Here is an 18,041-nt window from a genome sequence, read left to right on the forward strand (position 1 = left end):
GTGCGTGTGTCATGGGTAGGGCGCTCAGGACTCGCAGGAGCGTGTGGACAAGGGTTTTCGGTAGAGATTCGGGGGTTTTGGAGTGATGGCTTCCGCACGGCGGACCCGGTCGCGATCGCAATCGAGGTCACGATCGGGCAGCGCCGGTCCGGCGGCGTCCCGCGGCGGTGCCGCGGCATCGGGCTCCGTCACACCGCATCTGAGAGCACGTTCGGGGCGCGGAGGCTCGTTCGCCGTGCAGCGGCTGGTGCTGCTCGAACTGGCGGCTGCGCTCGTCGTCTGCGGCTGGGTGATCGGGACGTACGCGCTGATCCCGGCCGCCGTCGTGGCCGTGATCCTGGTGGTGCTCGCGCTGGTACGGCGCCGGGGGCGCTCCCTGCCCGAGTGGCTGGCCGGCGTGCAGGCCCTGCGCTCCCGCCGCCGCAAGGCCGCGAACACCCCGGTGCCGCCGGGCACCGACTCCGGGCTGGCCCCCGCCGTCGAGTGCGACCCGAGCCTGCGCACCTACAGCTACAGCCGCGGCAACGACCGTGACCAGCGGCCCGTCGGCATGGTCGGCGACGGCGGCTTCCTCACCGCGGTCCTCCAGGTGGAGGCGGACTTCGGGGCGCTGCGCGCGGAGCGCGGCCGCCGCCCGCTCCCCCTCGCCCTGGTCCGGGACGCACTGGACGTCGACGGAATCCACCTGGAATCCGCACAGATCGTGGTGCACACCCAGCCAGCGCCCGCGCCGCACCTGCCCCAGCAGTCGGTCGTCGTGACCAACTACACACAGCTCCAGGCGCAGACCGCCTCCCCGGCCGTCCGCATCATGTGGATCGCGCTGAAGCTGGACCCCGAGCTGTGCCCGGAGGCGGTGGCCGCCCGCGGCGGCGGGCTCGTCGGGGCGCAGAAGAGCCTGGTGCGGTCGGCGGAGCATCTGGCGAGCCGGCTGACGGGCGCCGGGTTCCGGGTGAGCGTGCTCACCGAGGAGGAGGTGACCGCCGCCATCGCCACCTCCGCCTGCGCCAACCCGATGGTGACCGCCCAGGCCGGGCAGAGCGAGGCGCCCCGGCGGCGGACCGAGGAGACCAGTCGCAGCTGGCGCTGCGACAACCGCAGACACACCACGTACTGGGTGCGCCGCTGGCCCTCCCTCGGCGGCTCCGGCACCGGTCTGCCGCAGCTGGTCGCTCAGTTGACCGCGGTGCCCGCGCTGGCGACGACGCTGAGCCTGACGCTGGCCCGGGGCGGACAGCAGGAGGTGTCCCTCACCGGGCATGTGCGGGTCACCGGGCGCAGCAGCACCGAACTGGCCGCGTCCCGCCGCGAGTTGGAACGCGTGGCGCGGCAGGCGCGGACCGGACTCGCCCGCCTCGACCGGGAGCAACTGCCCGGAGTCCTGGCCACCCTGCCGCTCGGAGGTGCCCGCTGATGGCCGCCATGACGACACCGACCTCGCCCGCCAACTCCCCCGCGGCCCCGGCTCCGGATCAGGGCGCGCCATCCCGCAGTCTCGCGGAGCGGCTGCGCACCGGCTTCGGGCTGCTCGGGCCCCGGCATCCGCGGCACACGCTGCCGGTCGACCAGCTCGACGCGCTGTCGCTGCCCATCGGTGACGACGGCGTCGTCGTCGGCGTCACCGCCGAGGGCCAGCCCGCCGTGCTCGGGGTTAACCGCCCCACGCCGTACGACGTGCTGCTGATCGGCGGTCTGTGGACGGCCCAGGTGCTCGCGCTGCGCGCCGCGGCGACGGGCGCGCGCGTCGCCGTAGAGACCGGCCGCGCCCAGCACTGGGCGCAGGTCGTGCAGGCGGTGGGCGGCGGCCAGTCCGGGATGACCGTGCACGACGTGGGCCGGGTGCCTCCGCTCGGCGCCTCGGCGGGCAGTCCGGTCCTGGTGATCCGGGACTGCGGTATGCGGCCGCCGCGCGGACGCGTGGTGTCGGCGCCCTGGCAGTCGGTGCTCACCCTGCTGCCCTATCTCAGCCCGGTGGCACCCCGGTTGATGCGTCAGGCGCGGCTCATCGGAGTGCAGCGGGTGTCGCCCGACGAGGCGGCCGAGATCGGCCGGGTGATCGGCCTGCCCCGCGCCGAGTACGAACCGCTGCCGACCCTCGCCGACGGGGTGACCCTGTGGTGCACCGACGGTGACCGGCAGTACGTGATGACGCAGCCCACGGACGCCGAGATCGGTCTGCTGGGCGTGGCCCGCCGGATGGACTGACCGCGAACCGGCGGAGGTTCCGCCGACTTTGTGTCGGACGCACATCGGAGGGCCGGACGCGCCTGCCGTGTCCGCCCCTTTCTTGATTAGGCTGGGGCGGGGCACGAAGCGAGGACCCAACAGGGTGACGCGCGATCCGGGGGTGACTCGGGTGACCCAGGGGGACAGCCCACTGACTCGTACGACACCAATGGTCGCCTCAGCACGCTATGAGGGTGCTCGACCACACCAGGAGGAACTGTGAGCAGCGATCGGGACGGGATGCGCGGGGGCTGGGCGACGCCCGGCGATGACCAGCCCGACGCGGAGACGGCCATCGAGACGACCGGCGAGTTCACCATCGACTACGCGCCGCCTGCCTGGTACACGCAGAACGCGTCGGGAAGCTCGAACGGGGCGGGGATTCCGGGGGGTTCGGGGGCCGGGATTCCCGGGGGTTCGGGGGCCGCGATTCCCGCGCAGCCCGTACAGCCCGCGCAGCCCGTTCCTCCCGTGCCACCGGCTCCGGTTGCTCCGTCCGTTCCGTCCGCTCCGCCCGTCGCGCCCACGAATCAGCCCGCGTTCGACCCGTCGGCTCAGCCGGCTGTGAACGCTCCGTTCACCACGCCCCCGCCCGCGCCGCCCGTCGGGAACCCGATGGCCGTGCCCAGGCTGCCCGAGGGCAGTGGGTTCGAGCCCCAGCAGCCGGTGCCGCCACAGCCGGAGGCACCCGCGCAGCCGACTCCCGTTGCAGCGCCGGTGAGTTCGGGGCAGGACGGTCCCGGGAACGGCGATCTGGAGAGCGGCGCCACCATGCGCTTCTCCGCGGCCGCGCTGAAGCGGGAGATCGAGGAGCGGGCGGCGGCAGCCGAGGCGGAGGCCGCGGCCGCGGCGGCCGCGCAGCAGGGGACGGCCGGTGAACCCGCTGCGGTGGTCGGTGAGGGCCCTGCCGTCGCCGGTGAGACGCCTGCCCACGAGGGTGAATCCGCTGCCGTCGCAAGTGAATCCGCTGCCGTCGCAGGTGAACCTGCTGCTGTCGCAGGTGAGTCCGCCGCCGTCGACAGCGAGGACGACGGCGCCGAGGGCACTGACACGGACGCGGAAGCTCCGGCGGCGGAGTCCGACGGCACCGTCGAGGGTACGGACGCTGAGACGGACGCGGACGCCGGTGCCGAGGCCTCGGCGGCCGAGCCGGACGAGGCTGGATCCGAGGAGGCCGGTTCCGAGGAGGCCCCGGCCGCCGCCCCGGAGGGTGCCGAGCCCGTCGCCGAAGAGCCCGAGGCCGAGGCGGCGGACACCGCCGAGCCCCAGGCGGCCGCTCCTGCCGAGCCTGTGCCCTCCGACCCGGCCCAGCAGCAGGCCCCGCCGGCCCAGCAGGCCCCGCAGCCCCAGCCGTTCGCGCAGGCTCCCCAGGACCCGCAGGCCGCCCCCGCCGCCTGGACTCCCCCGCCGGCGGCGCAGGGCGTGCCGCCCCTGCCGCCGGCGTACCAGCCCGCCGCTCCGGCCCCGGCCGCCCAGTGGCCGGCGCAGCCGCAACCGCAGCCCGAGCAGCAGGGCGGGGCGCCGGGCCAGCCGTACGTGCCCGTGCAGCAGCCCCCCTTCCAGCCGCAGGCCCCGCAGCCCGCGCCCGCTGCCTGGCACCAGCCGCCCGCCGCGCCCATGCCCCCGGCGCAGCCCGGCTACGGCTTCCCGCAGCCCGGCGTGCCCCAGGCCCAGGGGGGTTACGGCTTCCCGCAGCCCACGCCCGAAGGACCCGGCACTCCGGCCCCCGCCCCTGCCGCCCCGACCGCCCAGGCTGGTTACGGCTTCCCCCAGCCCGGCGGTTACGGCTTCCCGCAGCCGCCCGCCCAGCAGGGCCAGCCCGGCGTGCCCCCGCAGGCTGCGCCGCAGCAGCCGCAGGCACCCGAGGCGCCCCAGGTGCCCGGCCAGCCCGGCCAGCCCGGTCACCCCGCAGAGCCGCAGCCCGCGCAGGCCCCCCAGGACCAGCACGCACAGCACGCACAGCAGGGGCAGCACGTACAGCCGGGCCAGCAACCGCCCGCCGAGCAGCCCCAGCCCCAGGCGCAACCCCCGTACGCCCAGCCCCCGGTCGACCCCCGCGCGGGCGCCGCGTGGCCGCAGCCCCTGCAGCACGACCAGCGGCAGCCCACCAACCCCGGTGCCGCGCCGCTCGGTTACACCGCGGCCGTGGAGCTGTCCTCCGACCGGCTGCTCAACAGCAGGAAGCAGAAGGCGAAGAGCAGCCGTCCCGCGGCCGGTGGCCGGTTCAAGCTGGGCGGGAAGAAGGAGGAAGCCGAGCGGCTGCGGAAGCTGGAGCTGATCCGCACGCCGGTGCTGTCCTGCTACCGCATCGCCGTCATCAGCCTCAAGGGCGGTGTGGGCAAGACGACCACGACCACCGCGCTCGGCTCCACGCTCGCCACCGAGCGGCAGGACAAGATCCTCGCGATCGACGCCAACCCGGACGCCGGTACGCTCGGGCGGCGGGTGCGCCGTGAGACCGGGGCCACCATCCGTGACCTCGTCCAGGCGATCCCGTACCTCAACTCGTACATGGACATCCGGCGGTTCACCTCGCAGGCACCCTCGGGCCTGGAGATCATCGCCAACGACGTCGACCCGGCCGTCTCCACGACCTTCAACGACGAGGACTACCGGCGCGCGATCGACGTGCTGGGGCGGCAGTACCCGGTCATCCTCACCGACTCGGGCACCGGTCTGCTCTACAGCGCCATGCGCGGTGTGCTGGACCTCGCCGACCAGCTCATCATCATCTCCACCCCGTCGGTGGACGGTGCCAGCAGTGCGAGCACGACGCTCGACTGGCTGTCCGCGCACGGGTACGCGGACCTGGTGTCCCGTTCGATCACCGTCATCTCCGGTGTCCGCGAGACCGGCAAGATGATCAAGGTCGAGGACATCGTCACGCACTTCGAGACGCGTTGCCGGGGCGTCATCGTCGTCCCGTTCGACGAGCATCTGGCCGCCGGTGCGGAGGTCGACCTCGACATGATGCGGCCGAAGGTGCGGGAGGCGTACTTCAATCTCGCGGCCATGGTCGCCGAGGACTTCACCCGCCACCAGCAGGCACACGGCCTGTGGACCAACGACGGCAACCCGCCGCCGGTCGCGGCCCCGCCGATGCCGGGCCAGCAGATGCCCGGCCAGCCGATGCCGGGACAGCCGATGCCGGGGCAGCCCATGCCCGGACAGCAGATCCCCGGCCAGCCCTTCCCCAGCCAGCCGATGCCGGGCCAGCCCGTCCCCGGTCAGCCGATCCGGGGACAGCAGATCCCCGGCCAGCCCGGCGCATACCCGCAGCCCGACCAGCAGCCGTACGCCCAGGGCCAGCCCTACGCCCAGCCGGGCCACCCTGGCCACCCGGGCCAGCAGCCCGTCCACCCGGGTCAGCCCCAGCCCTACGCCCAGCCCGGCCAGCAGCCCTACCCGCCGCACGCCGCCCAGCCCGGACAGCCCGGACAGCAGCCGTACCCCCAGCAGCCCGGCTACGGCTACCCCCAGCAGGGCCAGCCGGGCCAGCCCGGTCAGCCCGGACAGCCCGATCAGCCGGAAGCCCCGCAGCAGTAACAGCCCCCGACCATGACGAAGGCGGCCGGTGCCCCAAGGCACCGGCCGCCTTCACGTCGTACGAGGAGGAACGAGGAGGAACCAGAAGGAACTACTCCGCGCCCTGCTCCGCCACCAACTCCCGGCACCGCCGCACATCCTGTGCCATCTGCTCGAGCAGTGCGTCCAGCGTCTCGAACTTCGCCTGGCCGCGGACGAAGGCGAGGAAGTCGACGGCGACGTGGAGGCCGTACAGATCGAGGCCCACGCGGTCGATGGCGTACGCCTCCACCGTGCGCTCGGTGCCGTCGAACTGCGGGTTGGTGCCGACGGAGATGGCGGCCGGCATGGCCTCGCCCTGGGCGTGCAGCCAGCCGGCGTAGACGCCGTCGGCGGGGATCGCGGTGTGCGGCAGCGTCTCGACGTTGGCCGTCGGGAAGCCGAGCTCGCGCCCGCGCTGGGCGCCGCGCACGACGACGCCCTCCACGCGGTGCGGCCGGCCGAGGATCTCGGCGGCGCCGGCCACGTCGCCCTCGGCGACGAGGCGCCGGGTGAGCGTGGAGGAGAACGGCTCGCCGCCGCCCGCCTCACCGGTGACGTACAGGTCGACGACCTCGACCTCGAAGTCGTAGATCTTGCCCTGCTCGGCGAGGAACTCGACGTTGCCCGCCGCCCGGTGGCCGAAGCGGAAGTTGGGGCCCTCGACGACCGCCTTGGCGTGCAGCTTGTCGACCAGGACCTTGACGACGAAGTCGGCCGCGGACAGCTTCGAGAACTCGGCGGTGAAGGGCAGCACGAGCACCGCGTCGACGCCCAGCTCCGCCATCAGCTCGCAGCGGCGGTGGTGCGGGGCGAGCAGCGGCGGGTGGCTGCCAGGGCGGACGACCTCGCTGGGGTGCGGGTCGAAGGTGACGACGACGGCGGGGACGCCCAGGTCGCGGGCGCGTTCCACGGCGTGCCGGATGATCAGCTGGTGTCCGCGGTGGACTCCGTCGTAGGAGCCGATGGTGACGACGCTGCGCCCCCAGTCCTGGGGGATGTCCTCCAAGCCACGCCAGCGCTGCACTGTGACCGCTCCTCGAACCCGTGTCTGACTCTTACGGATGCCTCTTATGCAGGTCTAAGGGTGCCATGCCGGGTGCTCGCCGCCCGCATCGGCATGGGAGCTGTGACCCGTCGCACCCGGCGAAGGCCCGCCACGACCCCGGCGAACGCCCGCCACGACCCCGGCGAGCGGCCCGCGAGCACCCGGTGAACCGCGGCCGGCGGTCACGCGGGCACCCGCGCGCCCGCCAGATTCTCCAGCATCCGGCGGGTGCTGGGACCCACGACGGCGGCCCAGTCGCCGGGTGCGTCGGCCAGCCAGCCCGCCATCCGCGCGGCGAAGCCGGGCACCTCACGGCCCAGGTCGACCAGGCTCCGGTCGAACCGGGTAGCCCCGGCGGGAGTGCGGACGAGGCGGAGGCCGAGGTCGCGGACCGTGCCACGCAGCTCGTCCGGTTCGTCGGAGGCGTGCCGGACGGTCGCCTCCAGCAGCGCCTCCAGGACTTCGGGCTCCTGCTCGCGGGACAGCAGGAAGGCGCGCAGCTCTCGGCGGAGGGGGCGGGATGCGGGGGTGCCGGGCTCGGCCAGTACGGCGGCGAGGGCGACGCGCACGGCGGTGGGGCCGCCGTCCAGCAGGCCGGTGAGCAGCGGGAACAGTGCGACGCGGGCGTCGGGCCCGTGGTCCAGGCGGCGGTGGGCGTACGCGGCGACGGGTTCGGCGAGGTCCCGGCGCAGGCCCACGGCCTCACGGACCAGGGCGGCGATCCGCAGGGCCAGGTCGGGGACGGTGACGTCGGCGAGCGTGCGCAGGACCTCGCCGATGTCCTCCTGGCGGCGCAGCCGGGCGCGGAAGGCGTCGAGGACCGGCTCGGGATGGGTGGTCAGAGCGGTCGCGAGGGCGCTCGGCGGGAGCTGGGGGTCTGCGGCCACGAAGTGGTCGAGGGCGCGGGGCAGGTGGTGGGCGCGGGTGCGGGGGTCCCGGACGAGGAGCGCGAGCGCGCCGCCGTGCAGGGCGTGGTCGTCGGGGCGGGCGAGCAGGGCGAGGGCCGCGTAGCGCAGCAGCTCGCCGTCGGCGTCGCCGCGCAGGTGTGGGGCGACGCACAGCCCGTACGTGATGGCGGCCGCCCGCCGCGCGGGCCGCTCGTCGTGCGCCCAGCGGTCCACGGCCCGGCAGACGGCCGACGGCTCCTCCTCGGCGAGGACGGCGAGGAGTTCGTCGGCACGGGGGTGCCCGCAGTCGGCCAGGACTTCGGTGAGGTCGTCGAGCGACCGGTGCCGGTGGGTGTGGAGAAGCGCCTGCGCCGCCGCGGCCACGGTGGCGTGCGGGGTCGCGGGCAGCGGACGCTCGTCGTCGAACCAGCGGGTGAGGTGGGGCTGTACGGCGGTGGGGGCGGCCGTGAGGAGGCGGGCCACGGCGTCCAGGTGGCGCGGGGCCGGGGCCTGGTGCGGGGCGGGGTCGGCGAGGACGAGCTGGCGCAGCAGGTCGAGGCGTTCGGCGTCGGGCAGCCGCAGGGCGGTCCAGAAGCCGGGCCCGAACTCGCCCGGCACGGGGCGGTGCAGGCGGTGCCAGTCGACGACGCTGTCGGCGAGCGGGCGCAGCACGGCGAGGTACGGGGTGGCGTCGGGGACGCGTCGCAGCACCTCGGCGAGCAGGCGGGCGGCCCACCAGGAGCGCGGGTCGGCGTCCAGGGCGTGCGCCAGCTCCTTCAGATGGCGGGCGAGCCGGTCGGTGCCCTGCTGGCGGGCGACGCAGAGGAGGGACTGCACGACCGGGCCGATGCGGTGGTGCGGGACGGGCGGGGGGTGGGCGTGGCCGGTCGCGCGGGGGCGGTGCACCAGGGCGTGCAGGGCCTCGTCGAGGTCGAGGTGCATGCCCTGGATCCAGTCGGCGAATTCCTCGTGGGCGAAGCGGTAGCCGTCGCCCGAGGGGACGAGCAGCCCTTCGGTGAGGACGGCGGAGGCCCAGCCGGTGCCGCCGCCGAGCCGTGCGGGGGCGGGTCCCCAGGGGAAGACCGCCTCGAACGACGGGCGGTCCAGTTCACCCTGGCCGGGTCCGAGGCTGCGACGGGCGGCCTCGTGGACCTGGCCGCAGACCCGGGCCGCGAGGCGCCGTACGGCGGTGCCGCGCAGGCCGTTCTCGGCGGCCAGCCGGACGGCGACGCGCAGGCACATCAGGTCCAGGTGGGCGGCGAAGACGTCGTTGCGGTCGAGCGGTGCGCCGGCGGCCGCGTCGGGGACGGCGGCGCGGATCTCGGCGAGCAGGCGGAGGGTGAGGGGGTGGCGGGCGTCGGGGTCGGCGAGGGCGGTGTCGGGGATGCCGTGGCGGGCGCGGGCCTCCCTGGCCTCGGCGGGGGTGAGGTCATCGAGGGGCAGGCAGGGCGGCAGTCCGTCCGGAGGCGACTCGCCGGGCTCGCCGGCCGTGGGGGCGTGCAGCATCTCCGCCGGGAACGCGGCGCCCGCCGTCTCCCAGTACTCCGGGCGGCAGGCCACCACCAGCCGCGCCCCCGTCTCGCGCAGCCAGGCCACCGTGCCCTCGGTCCAGGCGGGGAGCCGGTCGGCGAGGGCGGGCGGCATCTCCTCGGGCCCGTCGAGAAGCAGCAGCAGGGGGCGGCCCGCCGTGCGGGCGACCCGGGCGAGGCGTTCGGGGTCGGCGTCGACCGGGGCGGCGGGCGTGGAGGGGCCGGACGCGGCGACGATGCGGGCGGCGCGCTCCAGGGCGCGCCGGGCGGCGTCGGCGACCGAGGTGTCGTCGTCGCGCAGGTCGGCGCCGCGCAGCCACAGCGTGGGCGCCGGTGCCGTGGCGCGGTGGCGGCGGGCGGCGAGCGCCGCGAGTTCCGTCGTACGGCCGCTGCCCGGCGCTCCGACGAGGGCGAGCACCGCGGCCGGGCCGTGGGCGAAAGCGGCGAACTCGGCGGCGGCAGCAGCCCGTTCGACCGGCTCGGCCCATTCCGGCCGCGCCGCCCCGGTCCCGGACGTGCCGACGTCCAGTGCCCCGGGCGGGCCGTCCTGCCCGACGGAGGTGGCGGTCAGCTCCAGGACCCCCGCGAGGTTCAGATCGGCGCCGTACGCGGGGACGGTGGCCGCGTTGCGGGCCAGCAGGTCGGCCAGTGGGCCGTCGGTGGCGGGGCGCAGAGGCACGGCGAAGCCGGCCTCGCGGTCGCCGGACCTCAGTGCCGTGCCGACGAGGGCGACGACGGCCCCGGTGCCGGTCTCCACGACCGGTCCCCCGGCGGCGCCGCCGCCCAGCCGCAGCGCGTCCCGGCCCGCGGTGCCGATGGCCAGTTCCAGGGCGTCCTCGAGCTGGTGGTGGCGGCCGGTCGAGGTGTAGGTGACGCCGGTGGCGCCGAGCACCCGTGCCTCGCGCCAGCAGCCGGCGGCGACGCGGACGTAGGTGCCGGTGTCGATCCGTTCCCGCACGGTGAGCGGGAGCGGGTCCACGCCCAGTCCCTCGGCGCGTACGAGTGCCAGGCCCCTATCGGGCAGCGGGGTCACCGCGTCGGCGGTCACCACGCGTCCGCGCGTCCGGTCGGCGGTGCGCAGGACGAGCCGGGGCAGGCCGTCGACGGCTTCGTGGCTGGTGAGCAGCGTGCCGTGGTGGTCGGCCGCGATCCCGATGCCGCGCAGACGCCCGGCGAGGTCGTGGACACGGACCAGGGCGTGGTCCCAGGCGGGAGGCGGAGGCGGTGGGGCGGCGGCCGTGCGCACCACGGATCCGTGGTCGTCGCGCGCCGCGTAAGCGTGGTCTTCCCTCGGATGCGAGCTCGGATCCGGACCCCGATCCGGCCTCGGATCCGGACCCCGATCCGGCCTCGGATCCGGGTTCGGATCCAGGTTCGGATCGGGCCTGAGATCCGGTCTCGGATCCGGTCCGCCCCGCCGGCCCCGTGCCGCCATGGTCGAACCTCCCGCCGTACGCGTGCTTTGCGTCCGACGGTAGGGGCGTGGTGATCAGCGGGACAGATCGCGAGGTGAACGCGCCCCCTTCCGCTCCCCCGGTTCACTCCGAGCGCCTGCCCGGGCGGGTGAACCTATGGGGACCAGTGGATACACCCTAGGGGTGGGGGAACCGAGGGGGGACCGTGGAGCGGCGGCCGTGCCACACCCCGTGACCGCCGCCGCTCCACGGGCAGCCCGCCCGCCCGGTGCGGTCAGCCGAAGACGGCGAGGCTCTTCGCCTTGCCCCGCTGCTCCTCGACCAGTGCCAGGAAGCGGCCCTCGGGGTCGAAGACGGCCACCGCGCCGGCGCCCGCGTACTCGTCGGGCATCTCCAGCCGGACACCGTTGGTGAGCAGCCGCGCCCGCTTGGCGTCCACGTCCCAGCGGGGGAACGCGGCCGTGGCGGCCTCGGCGATCGGCATCACCGTCAACTCCTGCTGGAGCTGGTCCAGCGTCTTGGCGGAGTCCAGCTTGTACGGCCCGACCCGCGTCCGGCGCAGCGCCGTGAGGTGGCCGCCGACGCCGAGGTCGGCGCCCAGGTCACGGGCCAGGGCGCGGATGTAGGTGCCGGAGGAGCAGACCACCGACACCACCAGGTCGAGCACGGGCGTGCCGTCGTCGGCGACGGCGTCCCGGACGTCGTACACCGCGAAGGACGACACGGTCACCGGGCGGGCCGGGATGTCGAAGTCCTCGCCCTCGCGGGCCCGCTTGTAGGAGCGCACGCCGTTGATCTTGATGGCGCTGACCTTGGACGGCACCTGCATGATGTCGCCGGTCAGCTTGGCGATGCCGGTGTCGATGGCGTCGCGGGTGACCTTGGAGGCGTCGGTGGTGGCGGTGATCTCGCCCTCGGCGTCGTCCGTGACCGTGGTCTGGCCCAGGCGGATGGTGCCCAGGTACTCCTTCTCGGTCAGGGCGAGATGCCCGAGGAGCTTGGTGGCCCGCTCCACGCCGAGGACGAGGACGCCCGTCGCCATGGGGTCGAGGGTTCCGGCGTGTCCGACGCGCCGGGTCTTCGCGATGCCGCGCATCTTGGCGACGACGTCGTGCGAAGTGAAGCCCGACGGCTTGTCGACGATGACCAGGCCGTCGGGCGGGGTGGGCTTGCGGTTCATTCGGCGATGTCGTCCTCGTCCTCGCCCGGCTTGCGGTAGGGGTCCGCCTCACCGGCGTACTGGGCGCCGGAGGCGGACTCGCGCACCTTCGCATCGGAGGCGCGCGCCTTGTCGAGCAGGTCCTCGATGGTCCGGGCGGTGTCCGGGAGGGCGTCGGCGACGAAGGTGAGCGTCGGGGTGAACTTCACCCCGGCCGCCCTGCCGACCTCGGAGCGCAGGATGCCCTTGGCGCTCTCCAGACCGGCCGCGGCGGCCTTCCGCTCCTCCTCGTCCCCGTACACGGTGTAGAAGACGGTCGCCTCCCGCAGATCGCCCGTCACCCGGGTGTCCGTGATGGTGACGTGCGAGCCGAGCCGCGGGTCCTTGATCCCGCGCTGCAGCTTCTGGGCCACCACCTCTCGGATGAGGTCCGCCAGCCTCTTAGCCCGCGCGTTGTCGGCCACTGGTCCGTCTCCCGTTCTTTCTCTTCTTACGTTCTCGGGCTGGGGTCGTCAGTCGTCTTCGCCGTGGAAGCGCCGGCGTACCGACAGCAGCTCCACCTCGGGACGGCCGGCGACCAGCCGTTCGCACCGGTCCAGTACGTCGGTCAGGTGCCCCGCGTCGCCGGACACCATGGCGAGGCCGATGACGGCCCGCCGGTGCAGATCCATGTGGTCCACCTCGGCCGCGCTCACCGCGTACTTCCGCTGGAGTTCGGCGACGATCGGGCGGACGACGGAGCGCTTCTCCTTCAGTGACCGTACGTCACCGAGGAGGAGGTCGAAGGACAGCGTCCCCACATACATGTATGTAACCGGTTCACCCGCCGGTACGGGATCGATGGCCCTGCCGTTCGGGCAGGGACATCAAGAACGGTACCGCGCGGCCGCCTCCGGCTCGACCGGGTTTCGCCGGGGGCTGCGCCCCGGCTCGCGCGGTTCCCCGCGCCCCTTCGGGCACGGACAGTGGCCGACGGGAGAAATCTCCCGTCGGCCACTGTCAGGCACTAGGCCTTACGCGCGCGGCTTCTCGCGCATCTCGTACGTCGCGATGACGTCGTCGACCTTGATGTCGTTGAAGTTTCCGAGGTTGATACCACCCTCGTAGCCTTCGCGGATCTCGGTGACGTCGTCCTTGAAGCGACGCAGACCCTCGATGTTGAGGTTCTCCGCGACCACCTTGCCGTCGCGGATGAGGCGCGCCTTGGTGTTGCGCTTGACCTCGCCCGAGCGGATGAGCACACCGGCGATGTTGCCCAGCTTGGACGACTTGAAGACCTCGCGGATCTCCGCCGTACCGAGCTCGACCTCCTCGTACTCCGGCTTGAGCATGCCCTTGAGGGCCGCCTCGATCTCCTCGATCGCCTGGTAGATGACCGAGTAGTACCGGACGTCCACGCCCTCGCGCTCGGCCATCTGCGCCGCGCGGCCGGCCGCGCGGACGTTGAAGCCGATCACGATGGCGTCGGAGCCCATCGCCAGGTCGATGTCGGACTCCGTGACCGCACCGACACCGCGGTGCAGGACGCGGATGTCGACCTCTTCGCCGACGTCCAGCTGGAGCAGCGAGGACTCGAGGGCCTCGACGGAACCGGAAGCGTCGCCCTTGATGATCAGGTTCAGCTGCTGGACCTCGCCGGCCTTCAGGACCTTGTCCAGGTCCTCGAGCGAGACGCGGCGCGTGCGCTTGGCGAAGGCCGCGTTGCGCTCGCGGGCGGCGCGCTTCTCGGCGATCTGACGGGCCGTACGGTCCTCGTCGACCACCAGGAAGTTGTCGCCCGCACCCGGGACGTTGGTCAGGCCCAGGACCTGAACCGGCGTCGACGGGCCGGCCTCGGCGACGTTGTTGCCGTTGTCGTCGAGCATGGCGCGCACACGACCGTAGGCGTCGCCCACGACCATCGTGTCGCCGACCCGCAGCGTGCCTCGCTGGACGAGGACCGTCGCCACGGCACCGCGGCCGCGGTCGAGGCGGGACTCGATCGAGATGCCCTGCGCGTCCTGGCTCGGGTTGGCCCGCAGGTCGAGCGAGGCGTCCGCGGTGAGGACCACGGCCTCCAGCAGGGAGTCGATGTGCAGACCCTGCTTGGCGGAGATGTCGACGAACATCGTGTCGCCGCCGTACTCCTCGGCCACCAGGCCGTACTCGGTCAGCTGACCGCGCACCTTGGTCGGGTCGGCACCCTCGACGTCGATCTTGTTGACCGCGACGACGATCGGGACATCGGCCGCCTTGGCGTGGTTGAGTGCCTCGACCGTCTGCGGCATGACGCCGTCGTTGGCCGCGACGACCAGGATCGCGATGTCGGTCGACTTCGCACCACGCGCACGCATGGCGGTGAACGCCTCGTGACCCGGGGTGTCGATGAAGGTGATCTTGCGCTCTTCGTCGTTGACCTCGGTCGAGACCTGGTAGGCACCGATGTGCTGGGTGATGCCGCCGGCCTCGCCCGCGATGACGTTCGTCTTGCGGATGGCGTCGAGCAGTCGGGTCTTACCGTGGTCGACGTGACCCATGACGGTGACGACCGGCGGACGGACCACCAGGTCCTCCTCGTCGCCCTCGTCCTCGCCGAACTCGATGTCGAAGGACTCGAGCAGCTCGCGGTCCTCCTCCTCCGGGCTGACGATCTGAACCTCGTAGTTCATCTCGCCCGCGAGGAGCTGGAGGGTCTCGTCGGAGACGGACTGGGTCGCGGTGACCATCTCGCCGAGGTTCATCATGACCGCGACGAGCGACGCCGGGTTGGCGTTGATCTTCTCCGCGAAGTCGGTGAGCGACGCGCCGCGGGAGAGACGGATGGTCTCGCCGTTGCCGCGCGGCAGCATCACGCCGCCGACGCTCGGGGCCTGCATGGCCTCGTACTCCTGGCGCCTCTGCCGCTTCGACTTGCGGCCGCGACGCGCGGGACCACCCGGGCGACCGAAGGCACCCTGCGTGCCACCACGGCCACCGGGACCGCCGGGACGGCCGCCGAAGCCGGGACGGCCACCGCCGCCACCGAAGCCGCCGCCACCGCCGGGAGCACCCGGACGACCGGCGAAGCCGCCGCCACCGCCCGGACGACCGGCACCGCCGCCGCCACCGGGACGGCCGGCGAAGCCGCCGCCACCCGGACGACCGGCACCGCCGCCGGGACGACCCGCACCACCCGGACCGCGGCCACCGGGGCCGGGACGCGGGCCGGCAGCGGGACGCTGCGGCATCATGCCGGGGTTCGGACGCGGGCCGGCGGGGCCGCCGCCGGGACGCGGACCGCCCTGCGGACGCGGCATCGAGCCCGGGGTCGGACGGGAGCCGCCCGGAGCCTGCGGACGCGGACCGCCGCCCTGGCCGCCGGGGGCCTGCGGACGGGGACCGGCGCCGGGGGCACCGGGGCCGCCGGGACGCGGGGCGCCCTGCGGACGGGGCGCCTGCGGGCGCGCCATGCCGGCGTTGCCGCCGGACGTGAACGGGTTGTTGCCCGGACGCGGACCGGCCGGACGGGCACCCGGACGCGGCGCCTGGGAGCCGGGACGGCCACCCTGCGCGGCGGGGCGCTGACCACCCTGCTGACCCTGACCGGGCGCGGGACGCCCGCCGGGCTTCGGGGCACCCGGACGGGGACCGCCGGGCTTGGGCGCAGCGGACGGAGCCGGAGCCGACGGCGGAGCGGTGAACTCCGGGGCGGCCGGCGCCGGACGCGGCGCGGGCTTCGGACCCGGCACCGGACGCGGGCCGGGGGCCGGCGCGGGCGCCGAGGGCTGCTGGGCCACCGGGGCCGCGGGCTGCGGGGCCGTCGGAGGCTTGGGGGCCGCCGGCTTCGGAGCAACCGGACGTGCCGCCTGCGCCGGGGAGGGCGCGGCGGGCTTGGGGGCGGCCTTGCGCGGGGCGGGCTTACCGGCGGACTTGCCGCTGCCACCGCCCTGGAAGGCGTCAGTCAGTTTGCGTACAACCGGCGCTTCGATGGTCGAAGACGCCGAACGGACGAATTCACCGAGTTCCTGAAGCTTGGCCATGACGACCTTGCTCTCGACACCGAACTCCTTGGCGAGTTCGTAGACCCGGACCTTAGCCACTTCGCTCCTTTGAGGTCCGGGTTGCGTCCGGACCGTCGCTAGTTCATGGGCGTACTCATCGCGTACTCATCGAGTGCTCATCGCAATCTCGACCTGCTTTCGACTCGCGAGGTACCAAGCCGCACGGGGTTTTCCGTGCGGCACGCTTTCTTACCGTGTTGCCTGCTCGGCAACTGTTGTCCGCTCGACGTACTGGCGCAACGCCATTGTTTCGAGCGCTCCCGGGGCGCGCAGTGCCCGCGTGAACGCCCGGCGGCGTACCGCCTGGTCGAGACAGACCAGGGCGGGGTGTACATATGCACCCCGGCCGGGCAGCGTACCGCGAGGATCGGGGACGCACTCGTCCTCGATCGCCACGATGCGCAGCAGCTCCGTCTTGGCCGCTCGCTCCCGGCACCCCACACAGGTGCGTTCAGGGCATGCGCGGACCGGCGTCCGGCCAGACACTCCTCAGTCTACCTCCCCGTACGCACCTCACCCCTTTGGGGCAGGATTCGAACACTTGCCGCGCGACAACCTGTCGTGATCTGAGCGCCGCGCGGCTTGGATCTATTCCCCGGGATCTCAGTCCGCGGTCTGCTCGGTGTCCGGACGGATGTCGATCCGCCAGCCGGTGAGCCGGGCGGCGAGGCGGGCGTTCTGCCCCTCCTTGCCGATGGCCAGCGACAGCTGGTAGTCCGGCACCGTCACCCGCGCCGAGCGGGCGGCCATGTCCACGACCTCGACCTTCGACACCCGGGCCGGGGAGAGCGCGTTCGCCACCATCTCGGCCGGGTCGTCCGACCAGTCGACGATGTCGATCTTCTCGCCGTTCAGCTCGCCCATCACGTTGCGCACCCGGCCGCCCATGGGGCCGATGCAGGCGCCCTTGGCGTTCAGGCCCGAACGGGTGGACCGGACGGCGATCTTCGTACGGTGACCGGCCTCACGGGCGATCGCGGCGATCTCGACGGACCCGTCGGCGATCTCCGGGACCTCCAGCGCGAACAGCTTCTTCACCAGATTGGGGTGCGTGCGCGACAGGGTCACGGAGGGACCGCGGACACCCTTCGCCACCCGGACGACGTACGAGCGGAGCCGCATGCCGTGCGGGTAGGACTCGCCGGGCACCTGCTCCTGCACCGGCAGGATGGCCTCCAGCTTGCCGATGTCCACGAGCACGTTCTTCGGGTCGCGGCCCTGCTGGACCACGCCGGTGACGATGTCGCCCTCACGGCCGGCGTACTCGCCGAGCGTCGCGTCGTCCTCGGCGTCGCGCAGCCGCTGCAGGATCACCTGCTTGGCGGTGGTGGCGGCGATACGGCCGAAGCCGGACGGGGTGTCGTCGAACTCGCGGGGCTCCTGGCCCTCTTCGAGGTCCTCCGGGTCCTCCTTCGCCCACACGGTCACGTGACCGGTCTCGCGGTTGAGCTCCACGCGCGCGTGTCGGCGGCTTCCCTCGGTGCGGTGGTAGGCGATGAGGAGGGCGGATTCGATGGCCTCGACCAGCAGGGAGAAAGAGATCTCCTTCTCCCGTACCAAGCCCCGCAGGGCACTCATGTCGATGTCCACGGCTACGCCTCCTCTTCCTTCTTGTGGGACTTCTCGTCCTTGCAGTTGAACTCGACCTGGACCCGCGCCTTGGCGATCTCCCCGAAGGCGAGCCTGCGCGCGGTGGGCTTGCGGCCCTTGACTCCGGGGACCTCGAGATCGACGCCCTCGTCGTCGACGGTGAGGATTCTGGCGACCAGTTCGCCGCCCTCCGCCAGCTGGAACCTCACCAGCCGGCCGGTGGCGCGCACATAGTGCCGGGGTTCCTTCAGCAGGCGCTCCGCGCCCGGCGTACCGACCTCCAGGTCGTACGCCCCCTCGCCCATCGCGTCCGTCTCGTCGAGCTTCGCCGAGAGCGCGCGGCTCACATCGGCGATCTGGTCCAGGTCCGCCCCGGTGTCGGAGTCGACGACGACGCGCAGCACCCGCTTGCGTCCGACCGAGTCCACTGCGATCTCTTCGAGATCCAGGCCCTGGGAGCTGACGAGCGGTTCCAGTAGCTCTCGCAGCCTCTCGCTCTGGGTGGTGCTCATCCGGGTGACTCCTCGGCCGCGTGTGCTGTTGTGGGATGGGTCGCGTGTCAGGTGAAAGGGTATCCGGTCCCGGGGAGTGTTGCCGTCCACCT

12 protein-coding genes are annotated in these 18,041 nt (G+C 73.6%); 3 read left to right on the forward strand and 9 right to left on the reverse strand.

The annotated features are described in order from the left end of the window. Nucleotides 1–85: 85 nt before the first annotated feature. The 3 genes from eccE (at nt 86) to ACSU6L_RS10370 (ending at nt 5,772) form a co-directional block, all read left to right on the forward strand. A complete protein-coding gene (gene eccE, locus ACSU6L_RS10360; protein ID WP_437055736.1) occupies nt 86–1,414 on the forward strand; it encodes a type VII secretion protein EccE in 1,329 nt (442 codons plus the stop codon). Continuing rightward, nucleotides 1,414–2,205 (forward strand): hypothetical protein, encoded by a 792-nt coding sequence (locus tag ACSU6L_RS10365; protein WP_437055738.1) that lies wholly within the window; start codon nt 1,414–1,416, stop codon nt 2,203–2,205. The genes eccE and ACSU6L_RS10365 overlap by 1 nt, the downstream gene beginning before the upstream one ends. A gap of 240 nt (nt 2,206–2,445) precedes the next feature. Then, the gene (locus ACSU6L_RS10370; RefSeq protein WP_437055740.1) at nt 2,446–5,772 is read left to right on the forward strand and encodes an SCO5717 family growth-regulating ATPase; all 3,327 of its coding nucleotides are present in this window, start codon (nt 2,446–2,448) and stop codon (nt 5,770–5,772) included. A 91-nt stretch (nt 5,773–5,863) separates the two neighbouring features. Here the strand turns inward: ACSU6L_RS10370 and ACSU6L_RS10375 are convergent, their stop codons facing one another. The 9 genes from ACSU6L_RS10375 to rimP form a co-directional block, all read right to left on the reverse strand. Then, nucleotides 5,864–6,817, reverse strand: coding sequence for a bifunctional riboflavin kinase/FAD synthetase (locus ACSU6L_RS10375; RefSeq protein ID WP_073941246.1), 954 nt, complete (start codon nt 6,815–6,817; stop codon nt 5,864–5,866). 203 nt (nt 6,818–7,020) lie between these two features. Next, entirely contained in the window at nt 7,021–10,500 is a 3,480-nt protein-coding gene (locus ACSU6L_RS10380; RefSeq protein ID WP_437064836.1) for a serine protease, read from the reverse strand. Nucleotides 10,501–10,943: 443 nt separating this feature from the next. Further along, a complete protein-coding gene (truB, locus tag ACSU6L_RS10385) occupies nt 10,944–11,849 on the reverse strand; it encodes a tRNA pseudouridine(55) synthase TruB (protein ID WP_437055742.1) in 906 nt (301 codons plus the stop codon). Next, entirely contained in the window at nt 11,846–12,292 is a 447-nt protein-coding gene (gene rbfA, locus ACSU6L_RS10390; RefSeq protein ID WP_073941244.1) for a 30S ribosome-binding factor RbfA, read from the reverse strand. The genes truB and rbfA overlap by 4 nt, the downstream gene beginning before the upstream one ends. A gap of 48 nt (nt 12,293–12,340) precedes the next feature. After that, entirely contained in the window at nt 12,341–12,634 is a 294-nt protein-coding gene (locus tag ACSU6L_RS10395) for a DUF503 domain-containing protein (RefSeq protein WP_073941243.1), read from the reverse strand. A gap of 207 nt (nt 12,635–12,841) precedes the next feature. After that, nucleotides 12,842–15,886 carry a translation initiation factor IF-2 gene (gene infB / locus ACSU6L_RS10400; RefSeq protein WP_437055745.1) on the reverse strand — a complete coding sequence of 1,015 codons (3,045 nt, stop codon included), beginning with the start codon at nt 15,884–15,886 and terminating at the stop codon, nt 12,842–12,844. A gap of 150 nt (nt 15,887–16,036) precedes the next feature. Continuing rightward, nucleotides 16,037–16,333 (reverse strand): YlxR family protein, encoded by a 297-nt coding sequence (locus tag ACSU6L_RS10405; RefSeq protein WP_073941241.1) that lies wholly within the window; start codon nt 16,331–16,333, stop codon nt 16,037–16,039. Between the two features lie 117 nt (nt 16,334–16,450). Then, a complete protein-coding gene (gene nusA, locus ACSU6L_RS10410; protein ID WP_073941240.1) occupies nt 16,451–17,437 on the reverse strand; it encodes a transcription termination factor NusA in 987 nt (328 codons plus the stop codon). A 2-nt stretch (nt 17,438–17,439) separates the two neighbouring features. Further along, nucleotides 17,440–17,949: a ribosome maturation factor RimP gene (gene rimP, locus ACSU6L_RS10415; RefSeq protein ID WP_437055748.1), complete on the reverse strand. Its 510-nt coding sequence runs from the start codon at nt 17,947–17,949 to the stop codon at nt 17,440–17,442. Nucleotides 17,950–18,041 lie beyond the last annotated feature (92 nt).

It is taken from the genome of Streptomyces sp. enrichment culture (assembly GCF_964272855.1).
Lineage (GTDB): Bacteria > Actinomycetota > Actinomycetes > Streptomycetales > Streptomycetaceae > Streptomyces.

What these genes read in the sequence shown, in the direction of transcription:
- eccE (WP_437055736.1), top strand. Translation starts at nt 86, where the DNA reads ATGGCTTCCGCACGGCGGACCCGGTCGCGATCGCAATCGAGGTCACGA.
- ACSU6L_RS10365 (WP_437055738.1), top strand. Translation starts at nt 1,414, where the DNA reads ATGGCCGCCATGACGACACCGACCTCGCCCGCCAACTCCCCCGCGGCC.
- rimP (WP_437055748.1), bottom strand. Translation starts at nt 17,949, where the DNA reads ATGAGCACCACCCAGAGCGAGAGGCTGCGAGAGCTACTGGAACCGCTC.
- ACSU6L_RS10395 (WP_073941243.1), bottom strand. Translation starts at nt 12,634, where the DNA reads ATGTATGTGGGGACGCTGTCCTTCGACCTCCTCCTCGGTGACGTACGG.
- truB (WP_437055742.1), bottom strand. Translation starts at nt 11,849, where the DNA reads ATGAACCGCAAGCCCACCCCGCCCGACGGCCTGGTCATCGTCGACAAG.